This window comes from Streptacidiphilus sp. PB12-B1b, from assembly GCF_014084125.1.
Lineage (GTDB): Bacteria > Actinomycetota > Actinomycetes > Streptomycetales > Streptomycetaceae > Streptacidiphilus.
Genome location: NZ_CP048405.1, coordinates 5,850,248 through 5,867,220 on the forward strand (window position 1 = coordinate 5,850,248; position 16,973 = coordinate 5,867,220).

General features: G+C 75.3%; 18 protein-coding genes. 2 read left to right on the plus strand and 16 right to left on the minus strand.

The annotated features are described in order from the left end of the window. Positions 1-38: 38 nt before the first annotated feature. Positions 39-1,820 (plus strand): glycoside hydrolase family 15 protein, encoded by a 1,782-nt coding sequence (locus GXW83_RS25290; protein ID WP_182445385.1) that lies wholly within the window; start codon positions 39-41, stop codon positions 1,818-1,820. A gap of 6 nt (positions 1,821-1,826) precedes the next feature. Here GXW83_RS25290 and GXW83_RS25295 read toward each other — a convergent pair whose 3' ends face one another. The 10 genes from GXW83_RS25295 to GXW83_RS25340 form a co-directional block, all read right to left on the minus strand. Further along, positions 1,827-2,453 carry an alkaline shock response membrane anchor protein AmaP gene (locus GXW83_RS25295; RefSeq protein WP_182445386.1) on the minus strand — a complete coding sequence of 209 codons (627 nt, stop codon included), beginning with the start codon at positions 2,451-2,453 and terminating at the stop codon, positions 1,827-1,829. Beyond that, positions 2,450-3,061, minus strand: a complete 612-nt coding sequence (locus GXW83_RS25300) for a DUF6286 domain-containing protein (protein ID WP_182445387.1) — start codon at positions 3,059-3,061, stop codon at positions 2,450-2,452. The genes GXW83_RS25295 and GXW83_RS25300 overlap by 4 nt, the downstream gene beginning before the upstream one ends. Beyond that, a complete protein-coding gene (locus GXW83_RS25305; RefSeq protein ID WP_225447238.1) occupies positions 3,058-3,432 on the minus strand; it encodes an Asp23/Gls24 family envelope stress response protein in 375 nt (124 codons plus the stop codon). The genes GXW83_RS25300 and GXW83_RS25305 overlap by 4 nt, the downstream gene beginning before the upstream one ends. Beyond that, positions 3,429-3,608 (minus strand): hypothetical protein, encoded by a 180-nt coding sequence (locus GXW83_RS25310; protein ID WP_182445388.1) that lies wholly within the window; start codon positions 3,606-3,608, stop codon positions 3,429-3,431. Before GXW83_RS25310 ends, GXW83_RS25305 begins: the two co-directional genes overlap by 4 nt. Further along, positions 3,608-4,063 carry an Asp23/Gls24 family envelope stress response protein gene (locus tag GXW83_RS25315; RefSeq protein WP_182445389.1) on the minus strand — a complete coding sequence of 152 codons (456 nt, stop codon included), beginning with the start codon at positions 4,061-4,063 and terminating at the stop codon, positions 3,608-3,610. Before GXW83_RS25315 ends, GXW83_RS25310 begins: the two co-directional genes overlap by 1 nt. Positions 4,064-4,237: 174 nt before the next feature. Beyond that, the gene (locus GXW83_RS25320) at positions 4,238-5,053 is read right to left on the minus strand and encodes an enoyl-CoA hydratase/isomerase family protein (RefSeq protein ID WP_182445390.1); all 816 of its coding nucleotides are present in this window, start codon (positions 5,051-5,053) and stop codon (positions 4,238-4,240) included. 143 nt (positions 5,054-5,196) lie between these two features. After that, entirely contained in the window at positions 5,197-5,430 is a 234-nt protein-coding gene (locus GXW83_RS25325) for a helix-turn-helix domain-containing protein (protein ID WP_182445391.1), read from the minus strand. Positions 5,431-5,793: 363 nt separating this feature from the next. Next, entirely contained in the window at positions 5,794-7,392 is a 1,599-nt protein-coding gene (locus tag GXW83_RS25330) for an ABC-F family ATP-binding cassette domain-containing protein (protein ID WP_182445392.1), read from the minus strand. 54 nt (positions 7,393-7,446) lie between these two features. Continuing rightward, positions 7,447-8,205: a hypothetical protein gene (locus GXW83_RS25335; protein WP_182445393.1), complete on the minus strand. Its 759-nt coding sequence runs from the start codon at positions 8,203-8,205 to the stop codon at positions 7,447-7,449. 115 nt (positions 8,206-8,320) lie between these two features. Next, entirely contained in the window at positions 8,321-8,653 is a 333-nt protein-coding gene (locus GXW83_RS25340) for a YnfA family protein (RefSeq protein ID WP_182445394.1), read from the minus strand. Positions 8,654-8,786: 133 nt separating this feature from the next. Here GXW83_RS25340 and GXW83_RS25345 point away from each other — a divergent pair, with 133 nt between their 5' ends. Beyond that, on the plus strand, positions 8,787-10,067 hold the full coding sequence (locus tag GXW83_RS25345; protein WP_225447239.1) for a glycoside hydrolase family 26 protein: 1,281 nt from the start codon (positions 8,787-8,789) through the stop codon (positions 10,065-10,067). Here GXW83_RS25345 and GXW83_RS25350 read toward each other — a convergent pair. Genes GXW83_RS25350 through GXW83_RS25375 form a run of 6 tightly spaced genes read right to left on the minus strand, consistent with a single transcriptional unit; the run spans position 10,056 to position 16,973 of the window. Beyond that, the gene (locus tag GXW83_RS25350; protein ID WP_182445395.1) at positions 10,056-11,189 is read right to left on the minus strand and encodes a GNAT family N-acetyltransferase; all 1,134 of its coding nucleotides are present in this window, start codon (positions 11,187-11,189) and stop codon (positions 10,056-10,058) included. The two genes, GXW83_RS25345 and GXW83_RS25350, sit on opposite strands and share 12 nt — an antisense overlap. Further along, positions 11,186-11,926, minus strand: a complete 741-nt coding sequence (locus GXW83_RS25355; protein WP_182445396.1) for a YveK family protein — start codon at positions 11,924-11,926, stop codon at positions 11,186-11,188. Before GXW83_RS25355 ends, GXW83_RS25350 begins: the two co-directional genes overlap by 4 nt. After that, on the minus strand, positions 11,913-13,157 hold the full coding sequence (locus tag GXW83_RS25360; protein ID WP_182445397.1) for a glycosyltransferase: 1,245 nt from the start codon (positions 13,155-13,157) through the stop codon (positions 11,913-11,915). Before GXW83_RS25360 ends, GXW83_RS25355 begins: the two co-directional genes overlap by 14 nt. Then, a complete protein-coding gene (locus tag GXW83_RS25365) occupies positions 13,154-13,909 on the minus strand; it encodes a polysaccharide deacetylase family protein (RefSeq protein WP_182445398.1) in 756 nt (251 codons plus the stop codon). Before GXW83_RS25365 ends, GXW83_RS25360 begins: the two co-directional genes overlap by 4 nt. Continuing rightward, positions 13,906-15,594, minus strand: a complete 1,689-nt coding sequence (locus GXW83_RS25370; RefSeq protein WP_225447240.1) for a lipid II flippase MurJ — start codon at positions 15,592-15,594, stop codon at positions 13,906-13,908. The genes GXW83_RS25365 and GXW83_RS25370 overlap by 4 nt, the downstream gene beginning before the upstream one ends. Next, entirely contained in the window at positions 15,591-16,973 is a 1,383-nt protein-coding gene (locus tag GXW83_RS25375; RefSeq protein ID WP_182445399.1) for an O-antigen ligase, read from the minus strand. The genes GXW83_RS25370 and GXW83_RS25375 overlap by 4 nt, the downstream gene beginning before the upstream one ends.

A 16,973-nucleotide genomic window follows, 5' to 3' on the forward strand; every position in this document is an offset into this window, starting at 1 on the left:
ATCTGCCCTGTCGCCCACCCTGGAAAGGGATCCGCTCCGTGCCCGGACGTATCGAGGACTACGCGCTCATCGGAGACCTGCAGACCGCGGCGCTGGTGGGCCGGGACGGCTCGGTGGACTGGCTGTGCCTGCCCCGGTTCGACTCCCCCAGCTGCTTCGGCGCGCTGCTGGGCGGTGACGAACAGGGCAACTGGCGGTTGGCCCCGCAGGGCGCGGAGCTGTGCAGCAGCCGCGGCTACCAGGGCGACAGCCTGGTCCTGGAGACCCTGTGGGAGACCCCCACCGGGACGGTCCGGGTGATCGACTTCATGCCGCAGCGGGACCGGACGCCGGACGTGGTCCGGATCGTCGAGGGCGTCTCCGGCAGCGTCCCGATGCGCGGCGAGCTGCGGCTGCGCTTCGACTACGCCCGGGTCGTGCCGTGGGTGCGGCGCACCGACCACCACCGGGTGGCGGTCGCCGGACCGGACTCGGTCTGGCTGCGCTCGGACCCCGGCGTGCACACCTTCGGCGAGAAGCTGGCCACGGTCTCCGAGTTCACCGTGAACGCGGGCGACCGGGTGCGCTTCGTGCTCAGCTGGCTGCCCTCGCACCACACCCACCCGCCCCGGCAGGACGCCGAGCGGTCGCTGCGGGAGACCCTGGAGCAGTGGCAGGAGTGGGCGTCCACGCTCCGCTACCAGGGCCCGTACCGGGAGGCGGTGCTGCGCTCGCTGGTGATCCTCAAGGGCCTGACCTACGAGCCCACCGGCGGCATGGTCGCCGCTGCCACCGCCGCGCTGCCCGAGCAGATCGGCGGGGAACGCAACTGGGACTACCGCTTCTGCTGGCTGCGGGACTCCACCATGACCCTGTCGGCGCTGCTCGGCGGCGGCTTCCTGAGCGAGGCCGCGGCCTGGCGCGGCTGGCTGCTGCGGGCCATCGCCGGGGATCCGGCCGACCTGCAGACCATGTACGGGGTGGCCGGGGAGCGCCGGCTGCCGGAGGTGGTCGCCGACTGGCTGCCCGGCTACGAGGGCTCGGTCCCGGTGCGCTTCGGCAACGCCGCCGTAGACCAGCTGCAGCTGGACGTCTACGGCGAGGTCGTGGACACGCTCTACCTGGCGATGGAGTCCGGCATCCCGATGGAGCGGCACGTCTGGGGGATAGTGCGCGCCCTGATGGACTTCCTGGAGCGGAACTGGTCCGAGCCGGACGAGGGCCTGTGGGAGGTGCGCGGCGGTCGGCGCCACTTCGTCCACTCCAAGGTGATGTGCTGGGTGGCCTTCGACCGGGCGGTGAGGATGGCCGAGGCCAGCGGGCTGCCCGCGCCGGTCGAGCGCTGGCGCACGGTGCGCGACACCATCCACGCCGAGGTCTGCGAGAAGGGCTACAACCCGGAGATCGGCGCGTTCACCCAGTACTACGGCGGCACCGAGCTGGACGCGGCGACGCTGTTCGTGGTGAAGACCGGCTTCCTGCCGCCCGACGACCCGCGGGCGGTGGGCACGGTCGAGGCCGTCCGCACCCGGCTCGACCAAGGCGGCTTCATCCTCCGCTACACCACCGGGCAGGCCGAGGACTCGATGGTGGACGGCCTCCAGGGGGAGGAGGGCGCGTTCCTGGCGTGCTCCTTCTGGCTGGCGGACGCGCTGGTGGCGATCGGCCGCCGGGAGGAGGGCAGACAGCTGTTCGAGCGGGTGGCGGCGATCGCCAACGACCTCGGGATGATCTCCGAGGAGTGGGATCCGCACGAGGGCCGGCAGCTGGGCAACACCCCGCAGGCGTTCACCCATGTGGCCCTGGTGAACACCGCGTTCCGGCTGGCCGAGGGCGGCTGACGCCGGTCAGCGCACCCGGCTGCGCCGACCGCCCTCGGCCCGGATCCGGACCTCGGCCGGCATGTCGGCCAGCCCGGCGGCGGCGCGGACCCGGGCCACCGGCCCGGTGCCCAGCGAGCGCACCGCCTCGCCGGGGGCGGCGCCCGGCTCCAGCGTCATGGCCAGCCGCAGCTGCGGCTTGCGCGGATGGCCCAGCAGCCGGGCCCGGGCCCGGGCGACCCCGGGCAGCTCCTCGGCGTCGGCCCCGACCGCCTCGGCCAGCGCGGTGCCGCGCACCAGGGTCGCGGACCGCTGCTTCTTCTTCCTGGCCGGAGCCCGCTCCGGCGCGGCGATCGGCAGGTCGCCGGCCCGGCCCCGGCCGAGCTGGGCCAGCAACCACCACAGGCAGACCAGCGCGACCACCGCCAGCGCGGCGAACAGCGCCGGCCACCACCAGGACCGGCCGCGCCAGCGGGTGCGCTCTGCGGCGTTCAGCACCGCCTGGTGCGGATCGGTCCACGGCCAGCCCCGGGGCAGCCCCAGGTTCCAGTGCGCGTTCAGGTCCAGGCCGCCGATCAGCGCCAGCACCCCGCCGCCCAGCAGCACGATCCCGGCGAGGCCCAGCAGGATGCGGTTCACCGCGGTACGCGTCATCGACTGCCCCTGACCCTCACCTTGATCGTCGGCGGTCGCACCAGGCCGAGCCGGTCGCGTTCCGCCGAGAGGACGCTGACCAGGGCGTCCCTGGCCTGCTCGTGCTCGCCGAAGCGCACCCCGGCGCGGATCACCGCCTTGCGCCGCCCGGCCCGAACGGCGGCCGAGCTGACGCCGGGCACCTCCAGCGTCGCCCGGTGCAGCACCGAGGCGACCGCGCCCCGGTCCAGGGCGGCCCGCATCCCGGTGGTCCCGGCCGCGTCCATCGGCAGCAGCGCCCGCAGGCCCGGGGTGGCGGCCAGGACCAGCAGCCACAGCCCCAGCACGCAGGCCACGGCCGCGCCGGCGATCACCCAGGAGTCGTTCAGGGTGTGCTCCGCCAGGTAGTTGGTGACGGCCTTGCGCCAGCTGTGCGCGGCGTGCCCGGTGTGGACGTAGATCTCCTCGTAGAGCACCGCTCCGGCGAGGAACAGCCCGACCAGGGCGACCACCGCCGAGGCGTTGCGCCGCACCGACCAGTACCGCCGGGGCCGGGCCGGGGCCGCGCCCCGGCCGTCGGCCGGCGGCGCGTCGGCCGCCGGGGGCGCCGGGGTGACCGGGGTGCTCACTGCAGCTCGGGGGGCTCGGGGCGGACCAGCCGCTCGACGACCAGCGCCACCGAGGGCTCCTCGGCCCCGGCCAGCTGCGCCAGCCGGTGCACCACCCGCCGGTGCACCGCGCCGGTGGCCTCGGCGATGTCCACCGGGTAGGGCAGGTCCAGGCCGAGCCGCAGCCGCACGCCGCGCCCGCGCCGACCGCGCGCGGCCGAGGCCCGGGGGTAGGCCAGCCGGTCCGGCTCGGGGGCGTGCTCGGCCAGCGCCTCGTTCGCGGCCTGGGCGGCGATCCGGGCCAGCACCCGGTCGGCGATGTGCAGTGCGCCGCGGTCGGCCGCCGGGTACTCGGCGGCCGTCAGCGGCAGGGCGGGAGAGGCCGCCGTCACCGCTTCCGGTCCCTGGTCCGGATGAAGTCGCCGAACTCCAGGTCGCCCTCCAGCAGCCGGCCGACCACGAAGCCGACCGCGCCCAGCGCGGCGACCAGCAGGAAGGCGCCGAAGCCGCCGAAGTAGCCGGCGAAGGCGAGCGCCATGCCGACGGCGGTTCCGAACGCGGGCAGCATCACTGGACCCTGCTCTCGGAGGACTCGTCCTCGTCCTGCTCGTCGGGCAGGTGCACGTCGTTGACCGAGATGTTGCACTCGACCACCTGGAGGCCGGTGCTCCGCTCGACCGCCTCGATCACATGGCTGCGGACGGACCGGGCCACCGTGTGGATCGGCACGTCGTACTCGACGATCAGGTCGATGTCGAGCGCCGCCTGCTTCTCGCCGACCTCGGCCTTGACGCCCTTGGAGACGTTGGGCCGGGTGCCGGGCACGCGTTCGCGGACGGCGCCGAAGCCGCGCGAGCCGCTGCCGAGCGCATGGATCCCCTCGACCTCGCGGGCCGCCATCCCGGCGATCTTCTCGACCACGCCCACCGCGATGGTGGTGCGGCCGCGGTCACCGGGCGGCGTGGACGGGGCGGAGTCCCCGGTACCGGGGCTGTGGGGGGTCGGCTTGGCGATGTCGGTCATCAGGGCTCCCTCGTCGGGCGGTCCGCCCGGCCAGCGCCGCCCGGCGCGCGGCGGCGCGACGGCACTGACCAGGCAAGTCACGGCAACCCTAGGAGCGCCGCGGAAGGCCGGCCAAGCGGACGGTCCGAACGGGTGAACCCGGCCGGAGCCCTCAGCGGTGACCCCCGCGCGGGGTCACTCCCCCACGCCCGCCAGGTCGCGCAGCCGGCGGACCTGCGCGGCCCGCTCGGCGGCCTGCTGCTCCTCGTGGCTGCGCCCGCCCGCGCCCTGGAGCAGCGCCTTGGTCTCCACCAGCGCGTCGCGCGGGGCGGCCAGCAGCGCGGCCGAGAGGTCGGCGACGGCGGCGTCCAGCTCGGCGGCCGGGACGGCCACATTGGCCAGGCCGATCCGGACCGCCTCCTCGGCCTGGACCCAGCGGCCGGTGCCGCAGATCTCCAGGGCGCGGGCGGGGCCGACCAGGTCCACCAGGGGCTTGGTCCCGGCCAGGTCGGGGACCAGGCCGAGCACGGTCTCGCGCATGGCGAACTGTACGTCGTCAGCGACCACCCGCAGGTCGCAGGCGAGCGCCAGCTGGAAGCCGGCCCCCACCGCGTGGCCCTGGACGGCGGCGACGCTGACGATGTCGGGACGGCGCCACCAGGTGAACGCCTGCTGGAAGCCGGCGATGGCCGCGTCGCCGTCGCCGGTGGCGAGGTCGAGCAGGCTGGACTCGCCGGGGATGCCCTCGGGCGTGAACATCGCCCGGTCCAGGCCGGCCGAGAAGGAGATGCCCTCGGCGCGCAGCACCACCAGCCGGACGCTGCCGGGCAGAGCCCGGCCGATGGCGGCCAGGGCCCGCCACAGCGCGGGCGACTGGGCGTTGCGGCGCTCGGGCCGACACAGCGTCACCGTGGCGACGGCGTCGGCGACCTCCAGCCGTACGCCGGTCTGCTCCCACTCGGCGGGGTCGGCACCGGGGCCGGGCTGCGTGGTGCGGGCGGGACTGGACACGGGTACCTCCAGCAGCAGGGTATGTAAGCTACTGAAGAGTAATACCCGTGACACGACGTTCGGCGGCCGGGTGGGAGGCCGCAGAACCGGTCACTCCCCCAACCGCCGAGCGCCGGGGTCGATCGTTCGGACCGTGACCTGGGTCAGGATCCGGCTGCCGTGACAGCCTTGGACTTACCGCGCGTGGCGCCGCCGCGACCGCGAAGGGAAACCCCGGACTCGCTGAGCATGCGGTGGACGAATCCGTAGGAACGGCCCGTCTCCTCCGCCAGTGCCCTGATGCTCGCACCGGAGTCGTACTTCCGCTTCAGCTCGGTTGCGAGCTTGTCCCGTGCGGCACCAGTCACCCGGCTGCCCTTTTTCAGAGTCTCGGCCACCCGTGCCTCCTCGTAGCAAGTGCTCTGTCGGAATCCCATGATCACCCATGGGGGGCGTCCTGGCCACCCATTCCGCAAGGTCAATACCGGGAAATTCCGATCGAAGGGGCGTTCCCGCGTGCAGGCTGAGCGCCCGTCGTCCGCCTTCGCGCCCCCTGTGAGAACTGTGGGGGGCAAGTGAAAATGCTGATCAGCAGCGGTAAATGGCGAATGCACTTGATTGTCGGACGGCACGGAAAACGGGCCCGTAGGCCGATCCGGCGAAGTGCCGGGCGATATGAACTCTTCTGGTCCAGATGCATGATCCCCCGACTACGGAGCAGTCGGGGGACCACGGCGGCCGGGTAGGGCCGCCGCCGGGCGTCAGGCCAGCGAGACCAGGTCGCCGTAGCTCTCGTTCCACAGGTCCTCGACGCCGTCCGGCAGCAGGATGATCCGCTCCGGCTCCAGCGCGCGCACCGCGCCCTCGTCGTGGGTGACCAGCACCACCGCGCCGGTGAAGGAGCGCAGCGCCCCCAGGATCTCCTCCCGGCTGGCCGGGTCGAGGTTGTTGGTGGGCTCGTCCAGCAGCAGCACATTGGCGCTGGAGACCACCAACGTGGCCAGGGCGAGCCGGGTCTTCTCGCCGCCGGAGAGCACCCCGGCCGGCTTCTCCACGTCGTCCCCGGTGAACAGGAAGGAGCCGAGGATCTTGCGCACCTCGACCAGGTCCATGTCGGGCGCGGCGGAGCGCATGTTCTCCAGGATGGTCCGGTCGTTGTCCAGGGTCTCGTGCTCCTGGGCGTAGTACCCGATCTTCAGGCCGTGACCGGGGATGACCTCGCCGGTGTCGGGCTGCTCCACGCCCGCGAGCATCCGCAGCAGCGTGGTCTTGCCCGCGCCGTTCAGGCCCAGCACGACAACCTTGGAGCCCTTGTCGATGGCCAGGTCGACGTCGGTGAAGATCTCCAGCGAGCCGTAGGACTTGGACAGGCCGGAGGCGGTCAGCGGGGTCTTTCCGCAGGGCGCCGGGTCGGGGAAGCGGAGCTTGGCGACCCGGTCGCTCTGGCGCACGGCCTCCAGCCCGGAGAGCAATTTCTCGGCGCGCCGGGCCATGTTCTGCGCGGCGACGGTCTTGGTCGCCTTCGCGCGCATCTTGTCAGCTTGGGAGTTAAGCTGCGAAGCCTTCTTCTCGGCGTTGGCGCGCTCGCGCTTGCGCCGCTTCTCGTCCGCCTCGCGCTGCTGCTGGTAAAGCTTCCAGCCCATGTTGTAGATGTCGATGCAGGTGCGGTTGGCGTCCAGATAGAACACCTTGTTCACGACCGTCTCGACCAGCTCGATGTCGTGCGAGATGACGATGAAGCCGCCGCGGTACGTCTTCAGGTAGTCCCGCAGCCACACGATGGAATCGGCGTCCAGGTGGTTGGTGGGCTCATCCAGCAGCAGCGTGTCGGAGTCGGAGAAGAGGATGCGGGCCAGCTCCACCCGGCGGCGCTGGCCGCCGGAGAGGGTGTGCAGCGGCTGGGCCAGGATGCGGTCCGGCAGGCCCAGGCTGGCCGCGATGGTCGCCGCCTCGGCCTCGGCGGCGTAGCCGCCCTTGGTGAGGAACTCGGTCTCCAGCCGCGAGTACTTCTTCATCGCGTCGTCGCGGGTCGCGCCCTTGCCGGTGGCCATCTTCTCCTCGGCGATGCGCATCTTGCGCAGCACCGAGTCCAGCTCGCGGGCGGACAGGATGCGGTCGCTGGCCAGGACGTCCAGGTCACCGGTGCGCGGGTCCTGCGGCAGGTAGCCGACCTCGCCGCTGATGGTGACCGTGCCCCCGGCCGGGGAGCCCTCGCCCGCGAGGACCTTGGTCAGCGTGGTCTTCCCGGCGCCGTTGCGCCCGACGAGGCCGATGCGGTCCCCGGGCGCGACCCGGAAGGTCGCCGACTCGATCAGGATGCGGGCGCCGGCGCGCAGTTCGATGGCGTTGGCGGCGATCATGGTGAGGTCACTCCCGGGACGGCACTGGCGCGGGCCGTCGACACCGGGCCCAGCTCAAGGGGCCCAGTCTACCGGGGGCGGGCCGCTGTCACCGCCCTGCGGGCGCGGGTGCGGCGGCGGGAGCCCGGGCGCCGCGCCCGCCGCCCCGGGCGCGGACGGCGGCCCGGCGGGCCGGTCCGCCACGATCTGCCAGCGGCGGCCGTCGCGGCCGAAGCCCTCGACCGTGCCGTGGGCAGCGCAGGGACGGGACACCACCACCGTCTGCCCGATCAGCCGGGCCCGGCCGGGGTCGTACCCGCAGCCCGGCGGCGGCAGGGTGTCGGTGCGGATCGCCCCGTCCGATGTGGTGTACGTCACCACCAGGCCGGGGGTGAGCACCAGGAACTCCCGTCCGGCGTCGAACGGCGCCAGCAGCACCCCCGGCCCGCCGGCGCGGCTGCGGCGCAGCTCCGCCAGCCACCCGGCCAGGCCCGGCACGAACCGGTGCCAGCGCACGGCGGGCTCGTCCGGGCTCATCCCGGTGAGCATGCCGTCGTCCCAGACCGCCACCGTCGTCCCGGCCATGCCGACCAGCCGCAGCGGGGTGCGGCCCGGCCGGCGGTAGGACCAGGCGGAGCGGCCGCTGCGGCGGTCGTACGCCTGGACCGAGCCGTAGCGCCCCGGCCGCAGGGCGTCGGCGGAGGCGGCGTCGGCGGAGCGAGCGACCAGGTCGTCGCCGAACGGCGCCGGGCGGTGGTCCCGGACGGCGCTGCCGAGCAGCGCGGTCGCCAGGAGCGCCAGCGGGGCGAGGAAGCCGAGGAGGGCGGTGCGCATGGATCGACGTTAGGCGGTGTCAGGGCATATGAACCGCTTTGCCCACATAAGCCGGTCGGGTGCGGCGCGCGGCGCGGGCCGGTCGGGTGCGGTCCTCGGGAGCGGACGGGAGCGGTCAGGCGCGGGGCTGACAGATGATCACAGCGGCCCCGGCCAGGCAGACGCAGGCGCCGGTCAGGTCCCAGGCGGTGGGCCGGAAGCCGTCCAGGACCATGCCCCAGGCCAGCGAACCGGCCACGAACACCCCGCCGTAGGCGGCCAGCACCCGGCCGAAGGCGGCCTCCGGCTGGAGCGCGGCGACGAACCCGTACGCGCCGAGGGCCAGCACCCCGACGAGGGCGTACTGCCAGCCGCGGTGCTCCCTGACGGACTGCCAGACCAGCCAGCAGCCGCCGATCTCGGCCAGGGCGGCGAGGACGAACAGCAGGATCGAACGTACGAGGGTCACCCCGCCAGCCTAGGCGCAGCGCCCGGCGCGGGCTCCGCCGCCCGGCGGTCACGGGAGTGTCCTGCGAGGTGGCGGCGGTGACGCCGCCTACGGTGGGAGGCCGGGCCAGGGGCGAGCGAGCGATGGAGGGCCGATGCGGCGGTGGCGGGTGCTGCTGACGTTGCTGACCGTACTGTGCACCGGGCTCGGACTGGTGGCGCTGACCACCGGGGCCCCCAAGGCGCCGCCGGGCATCGCCGAGGACAGCTCGGACGGGCCCGACGAGACCGCGCTGCCGCCGCACGCCGTGCCGTTCGGGCTGTTCCTCGGCTCGGACGAGTCGGACTCGGCCGAGGCCATGGTCAGCCAGTGGCTGGGCGGCGCGCCGATCCGGGTCGGCCACACCTACCTGCCCGGCAACTACTGGAACGACATCGAGGGCAGCCCGTCCCTGCTGGGCGCCTGGGCCGTGTGGAAGGCGCAGACGCCGGACCGGCTGCTGGTGATCGGTACGCCGATGCTCCCCGACAACGAGGGCGGCCTGGACGACGACCAGGTCCGGCGGCTGCTGCGGCAGGGCGCGGAGGGCGACAACGACGCGCACTTCACCACCCTCTCCCGGCGGCTGGTGGCCCTGGGCCTGTCCGACGCGGTGCTGACGCTCGGCTGGGAGATGAACGGCACCACCTACACCAGCCGCTGCGGCCCCGACCCCGACGCCTGGAAGAGCTACTGGCGCAGGATCGTCACCGCGATGCGCTCCGTCCCCGGACAGCACCTGAGGTTCGACTTCACCCCCACCCGGGGCGCCGACGCCCACCCCTGGCCGGACTGCTACCCCGGCGACGACGTCACCGACGTCATCGGCATGGACAGCTACGACATGGCCGCCGACGACCCGGACGCCACCGCGGACTTCGACTCCTACATCCACGAGCCGTACGGCCTGCTGGCGCAGGTGCGCTTCGCCCGGCAGCACGGCAAGCCGGTGTCGTACCCGGAGTGGGGCATGTACAACCGGGGCGACGACCCGGCCTACGTCCAGCGGATGCTGGACTGGATCGGCACCCACGACACGCTGTACCAGACCGTGACCGACTACTGCCCGCACGGCGTGTGGCGCTGCCCGAGCAACCCGCAGGCCAGCGGGGTGTTCCGGAGGATGCTCAGCGCCACCCCGACGCCTTCCGCCGCCGGATCGGCACCGGCCTCGGGATCGGCGTCGGCGTCGGGATCGGGATCGGCGTCGGGATCGGCTTCCGCGTCGGCGTCGGCATCGGCTTCCGCGTCCGGATCGGGCACGGCGGCTCCCGCTCCGGCCCGGACGCAGACGCCGACTCCCTCGCCCGCGTCGGCGGCCTCGGCCCCCGCCGGGGGCCCGGGCGCGTCGGGCACGCCCGGCGGGGCGGGCCCGACGCGGTCGTCAGCCGCGTAGCGTGCGCAGCCGGGCGCGGACGGCGGCGAGCCAGGGCGCCCGGGCCCGCAGCGACCGCAGGACCGTGCGGCGCAGCCGGGCACCGGCCGCGTACAGGGCCACGGCCGGGCCGCCGCCGAGCAGCAGCCGCTGGTTCCCGGCCCGGTCCGGACGCCAGCGCTGCTTGTAGGGCTCGTCCCCGCGCAGCAGGCTGACCTCGCTGCGGCCGGCCTCGGCGGCGTCGGCGAGGCTCTCGCGGAACAGCATCCCGGCGATGTCGATCCGGTCGCGGGCCTCGGGGTGCACCCCGTAGAAGTAGAGCGCGGCCAGGTCGGGCCCGTGCAGTTGCAGGTCGCTGGCGATGAGCCGGCCGTCCAGCCGGTACTGCCGGATCAGCGCCCGGTCGGTCGCGGTCATCCGTCCGGCTGCCCGGCGCAGGTGCTCGGCGAAGCGGTCGCGCAGGTGCTCCGGGGTGGCCCCGCGTCCGCGCCACTGGAGTTCGTGCAGCGTCAGCAGTTCGCCGACGGCCGCGGGGACCTCCTCCGGCGGCACCTGCCGGGTCTCGACCCCGGCCTCCACCAGCCGGCGCAGCTTGACCCGGGTGCGCTGGGCGGTGCGTCCGGGCAGCCGACCGAGCAACTCCTCGACCGGGACGCCGGGCAGGTGCTGGCACATGGAGTCGGGCAGGGTGCGGGCCGCGCCCGGCCAGTGGGCGACCAGGTGCTGCGCGGCGGCGTCCGGGCGCAGCTCGCGCAGGTCCACCACCGCCCAGGGCCGGGTCAGGCCCAACTCCCGCCCCAGCGTGCGGACCAGGAACGCCGCCGCCTGGTCGGCGTGCTCGTCGTCGACCAGGACGTCGAGGAAGTCGGTGAGCCCGAAGCCGATCGGCACCAGCCGGGGCAGCAGTCGGTGACGGACCATCAGCGGGGCTGCTGCGACCAGCAGTTCACCCCGACGGACCGTCACCAGCCGCAGCGTGCCGGGCCTTCCGTACGACTGCCACCAGGAGCAGAGCCAGGCGTGGCTCTGGAACGGGGTGGCCGGGGCGCAGCGGTCGAGCAGGTCGTCCCACTCCTCGGCCAGCGCCTCGAAGGCGGCGGTGTCGCGGTGGACCTCGGTGGTCCACTGGACCGGGGCGGTCACCGGCGGGCCTTGGCAGTGGGGCGTTCGCGCGCGGCCCCCCGCTCCGGCTCGTCCTCCCGATCGGCCAGCGGCCGGGGCTGCGGCAGCTCGGCCCCGCCCCCGCCCTCGGACCCGGCCCCGCCCCCGGCCGCGACTGCGGCGTCCGCCGCGTCGGTGCCGACGGCGTTCTCGACGTCCGACTCCGCTGCCGGGCCGCCTCGCTGACGGGCCATCAGGGCGAGGCCGCCGAGCAGCACTCCGGCCGCCGTGCCGACCGCCAGGTCGATCGAGCGGGAGGGCGAGCTCGGCCCGGCCGGGGCCGCGGCGGTGGCGAAGGGCAGCAGCTTCACGCCGGTCTGGGCGGTGGTGGCGTTGCCGAAGGCCACCAGCGAGCGGGCCACCGCGTTGGCCTCCTGGGCCGCCAGGCGGGCGCGTCCGGCGGTGCCGGTGATCTGGATCATCGGCGCGTCCGGCGAGGTGACCGCCTCGACCCGGCCGGTCAGCTCGGACAGCGGGACGCCGGTCCGCGCGGCGGCGGCCAGCAGGATCTCCGGCTGGGCGATGATCCGCCCGTACGCCTGGGCGAAGTCCACCGCGGCGGCGCTGTCGGCGCCGCTCTGCGGCACGGCCATCACATAGGCGCTGGACTGGTACGAGGCCGGGGCGACCAGGGCGTAGCCGCCGCCGCACAGCGCCCCCAGCGGCACCGCTGCCAGCATCGGCCACCAGTGGCGCAGGCTGCGGTCAGTGTTGAACATGGGACTCCTCCGGAACGGGCACGGTCGGGTGGGCGGCACGGGGCCGGGGTGCGGCGGCGTGCGGGGCGGGAACGGCCGGCGCGGACGGCGTCCGGTCGGCGACCTGCCGGTAGAGCCCGGCGACCTCGAGGGCCAGCCGGGCCATGTCGTAGTGCCGGACCGCGTCCGGCTGGGCCAGGGCGCGGCCCGGGGAGCGTCGGCGGCCGGTGCGCAGCGCCTGCAGCTCGGCCGCGTACGCGGCGGGGTCGGCCAGGGTGCGCCGGGCGCCGGGGGCGGCGGCGGCCGGGAGCTCGGCCAGGGCCGGTCCGGACGACCAGCGCACCGGCAGCCCGGCCGCCAGCGCCTCCAGCAGGGCCAGCCCGAAGGTCTCCACCGTGGACGGCGCGGCCAGCGCGTCCATCGCGGTGAGCAGTTCGGGGACGTCGTCGCGCTCGCCCGCGAACACCACCCGGTCGGCGACCCCGACCGTCCGGGCCTGCCGCTCCAGCGCGGCGCGCTCGGTGCCGTCGCCGACCAGCAGCAGCCGGGCGGCGGGCGCGTCCGGCGTCTGCGGCAGCAGCCTGAGCGCGTCCACCAGGATGTCGAAGCGCTTGCCCGGCACCAGCCGGCCCACCCCGCCGAAGACGAACGCGTCCTGCGGCAGGCCGAGTTCGGCGCGGACCGCCTGCCGGGTCGCGGCCCGGACCGGCGCGGGCTGCCGGTAGCGGGCGGCCTCCACCCCGTTGGGGATGACCCGGACCCGGCGCTCGGGCACGCCCCAGTCGGCCAGCCGGTCGGCGACCGCGTCGGAGACCGCGACCGTGGCGCTGCCCAGCAGCTCCGTGGCCTGGTAGAGGGCGCGGACGCCGAGGGTGATCCGGCGGCCCTCCAGGGTGTGCGCCAGCAGCGAGTGCTCGGTGGTGACGACGGCCCGCACCCCGGCCAGCCGGGCGGCGATCCTGCCGTACACGCAGGCCCGGTACAGGTGGCAGTGGACCAGGTCGTAGCGCTCCCGGCGGATCAGCCGGACCAGCCGGGGCAGGGCGCTCAGGTCGCGGTTGCCGCGCATGGCCAGGTTGCCGACCCGGACGCCGTCCGAGCGCAGCCCGGCGGCGACGATGCCGGGGTTGGTCAGCGCGACCACGTCGCAGTGGTACTCGGGGGGCAGGTGCCGCAGCAGCAGCCGCAGCTGCTGCTCGGCTCCCCCGGCGCCGAGCCCGGTGATGAGGTGCAGGACCTTCACGTGCGTCATGCGGTGCCCCTTCGATCGTTGCGGCGCATCGCCCGGGCCCGGTGCCGGGCGCGTTTGGCGCGCAGCCGCCAGGCCCCGTCGCGGTCGCCGACGTAGCTGCGGGGCAGGGCCCAGCGGCCGGTGAGGGCGGAGTGGTCGATGGCGACGGCGTGGCTGTAGCCGCTGTCGCGCACCGCCGCGACGGCCTGCGCGTCCAGCGCGCCGTACGGGTAGCAGAAACCGGCCACCGGGCGCTCCAGCAGGTCCTCCAGGACCTCCCGGCTGCGCCCGGCCTCCAGCGCCAGCTGCTGCGGGTCGAGGCCGCGCAGCGGGCGGTGGTTCAGGCCGTGCGAGCCGATCTCGACGCCGCGCCGGGCGACCGCGCGCACCTGCTCGGGGCTCATCAGCGGCTTGCGGGGGGCGTCGGCGTCCCAGGTGTTGTGGCTGCCGAGGCGTCCGGCGACGACGTAGGCGGTGGCGGTGAAGCCGTAGCCCTCCAGCACCGGCAGCACCTGGTGGGCGAAGTCGGCGTAGCCGTCGTCGAAGGTCAGGCCGACCAGTCCGCGCGCCCGGCCGAGGGCGTGGGCGGCCAGCAGCTCGGCCATGGCGACGCCGCGCAGGCCGGTCCGGTGCAGCCAGGCCATCTGCCGGGCGAACCGGGCCGGGGTGACCGTCAGCTGGTAGGGGTCCTCGCGGCTGTCGTCCACGGAGTGGTACATCAGCGTCCACGGAGCCCGGCGCGGGTGGACCTCGTGGTGCAGTTCAGCGGTCATGCCCCGATCTCTCCTTTGCTCTGCGGTGCCGCGGCTGTGCTCTGCGGTGCCGCGGCGGTGCCCCGCAGCCGGCCGGCCAACGGCGCCAGGACCGCGGCGAAGGCGCCGAGCCCGGCGGCGGTGCCCAGCACCACCGCGAGCAGCGGGTCGGCCCCGGCGAGGCCGGACGCGGCGGCGGCCGCCCCGGTGGCGACGGCGGCGGCGAGCAGCAGCCGGCCCTGGGCCAGCAGGACGGCCGGGACCCGGACCGGGACGCCGCGGGCCCGGAGCGCGCCGAGCAGCAGCGCGGCGGTGAGGGTGATCCCGGCGGCGTTGGCGGCCGCCAGCCCGAGCGCCCCGAAGCGGGGCGCGGTGGCGGCCCCGACGACGGCGGTGACCACCAGGCCGAGGCCCATGGCGGCGATCGGGTACCAGTCGCTGCGCTCGCGGCGCAGCACCGGGCCGTCCAGGGTCACCGCCGGGCGGACCGAGAAGAACGGCCGCACCAGCGTCCCGACCATGGCCTGGCCCAGCAGTCCGAGGCTGTAGACCCGCATCACCGCAGCAGTGGCGGCGGTGTCGGCGGGGGTGAACGCGCCGCGCTGGAACAGCAGTTGGACGATCCTGGGGGCGCAGGCGACGAGCAGGGCGGTCCCGGCCAGCACGACCGCGCCGACCAGCTCCAGGTCCTTCTCCACCCGGCGCCGGGCGGCCTCGGTGTCGCCGTCCGCCAGGGCCCGGGCGACCAGCGGGAAGGTGACCGTGCACACCATCATCCCCAGCGTCATCGCCATCTGGGCGACCTTCTCGGCGTAGTTCAGGTGCGAGATGGTGCCCGGGGCCAGCGAGGAGGCCAGGAAGCGCTCGACGAAGACCTGCGCCTGCCGGGTGAGGGTGAACAACGCCACCGGCAGCAGCGCCAGCGGGCTGATGGCGAGCGCCGGGCCCGCGCCGCCGCGCCGACCAGGCGTGAGCCGCCCGCAGTGGCGGGAGAACAGCGGCAGCAGCAGCGCCGTCATCAGCACGCTGCCGAAGGCGACCCCGGCGGCGGCGGCGCGCACCCCGAGGCTGCCGTGCAGCAGCACCATCACCGTCAGGATGCCGGTGTTGTAGACGATGTAGACGGCGCCGGGGCCGGTGAAGCGGTGGTGTGCCCGCAGCCCGGCGCTGAGGTAGCCGGTGAGGCCGAAGGGCAGCACGGTGAGCGCGGTGAGCCGGGTGCAGACCACCGCCAGCGAGCGGTCGGGCAGGCCCGGCGCGAGCAGTTCCACCAGCAGCGGCGCGCCCAGGGCGGTGGCGGCGGAGAGCGCGGCCAGCAGCAGCGCCAGCGGCGGCAGGGTGGCGGCGACCAGCTCGCGGACCGGGTCGCGCCGCTGCTGCGGGCCTCGGACCGGGACGAGCCGGTCGGGGCGGTCCTCCTGCCGGGCGGTGCGGGCGGAGAGGGCGAGGCTGAACGCGGGCACCATCAGGAACGCCATGGCGTCCTCGATCAGCAGCGGCGCGGCGGTCTCCGGGACGGTCCAGGAGACCAGGAAGGCGTCCGTGCCCTGGTCGGCGCCGTAGAAGCGGGCCAGCAACAGGTCCCGGACCAGGCCGAGCAGTGAGCCGCCGGCGCTGAGCAGGGCGGTGATGCCGAAGGCCCGGGCCAGGAAGCTGCTCGCGGCGCGCGGGGCCTCCTCGGTGGGGCGGGGTGCGGTGAGCGTCACGGCGCGGCGGCCCCGCCGTCCGCGCCCGGGCCGCGCAGCGCGCCGTGGGCGGCCAGGCCGAGGACGAACGAGACCAGGACGGTGGTGGGGCCGCCGATGTCGGCGTACAGGAAGTCGACGAGCTGCCAGACCAGCAGCCCGAGCAGGGCCGCGCCGAGGCCGGTGCGGCGGCTCCAGGCGGCCCGGGCGGCGCCGGAGAGCAGGCCGAGGACGAGCGCCCCGAAGGCGGTCAGCCCGATCAGCCCCTGCTCGCTGAGGACCAGCAGGTACATGTTGTGCGGGGAGAGCAGCGGTTCGCGGCTGAAGCCGGCGCCCGCCCCGGCGGTGTCGCTGCCGGAGGAGAGCCGCAGTGGCGCGTGGGCGTCCCGGAACTGCGGGAACTCCTTGGGGCCGACGCCGGTGGCCGGGTGCTGCCGCCAGATGGCGGCGGCGGTGGCCCACAGGTCGTAGCGGTCGCTGACGGAGTGGTCGGGCGCGCCGGTCACCGAGGCGATGCTGCCGAGCCGGTTCAGCACGCTGCCGCCGCCCAGGCCGAGGCCGCCGACCAGCAGCACGGCGGCGGCCAGCCCGTACAGCGCGCCGCGCAGCAGCAGGCGGACGTCGGTGAGCAGCAGCGCGACGCCGACGGCGCAGCCGGTGGCGATCCAGCTGCCGCGGCTGAAGGAGAGCGCCAGCGGCGGCGCCAGCGCCAGTGCGGCCAGGCCGTACAGCGCGGCGGCGCGGCGGCGGCCGGCGGCGCGGGCGTCCAGGGCCAGGCCGAGGGCGGCGATCAGGCCGTAGCTGACGACGGCGGACATCGCCATGACGTCCTGCGCGCCGAAGGTGCCGACGGCGCGGACGGTGCCGCCGTCGTAGGAGGCGCCGGTGCCGGTGAGGTACTGCTCGACCCCGACCGCGCCCTCCACCAGGGCGGCGCCGACCAGCGCGGCCAGCAGCAGCCGCAGGTCGCGGCGGTCGCGCAGGCAGAGCATTACGGCCAGCGGCACCAGTACGAACACCTGGACCATCCGCACGAAGCCGGACAGGCTCTGCGCCGGGTCCTGGGAGGCGGCGGTGGCGGCGGCCACGGCCAGCAGCACCCCGGAGAACAGCACGGCGGCGCGCACCGGCAGCGGTCCGGGGCCGCCGCGGCGCAGTCCGGCGGCGGCGCGCAGCGCGCACAGGCAGACCAGGGCGACGGAGGCGACGTCGGCGGGGGTGACGTGGACGGCGGCGGTGACGTCCTGGTCGCCGCCGGTGGGCAGGCACACCAGCAGCACGGTGGCGGCGGCCAGGGCGGCCGGGACGCGCTCCTCGGGCAGCACCCGGCGCAGCCGGGCGGCCGCGGGCGGCAGCGCCCTCGGGACGGCGGCCGGGCGTGGGGTGGTGAGCAGGGTCAT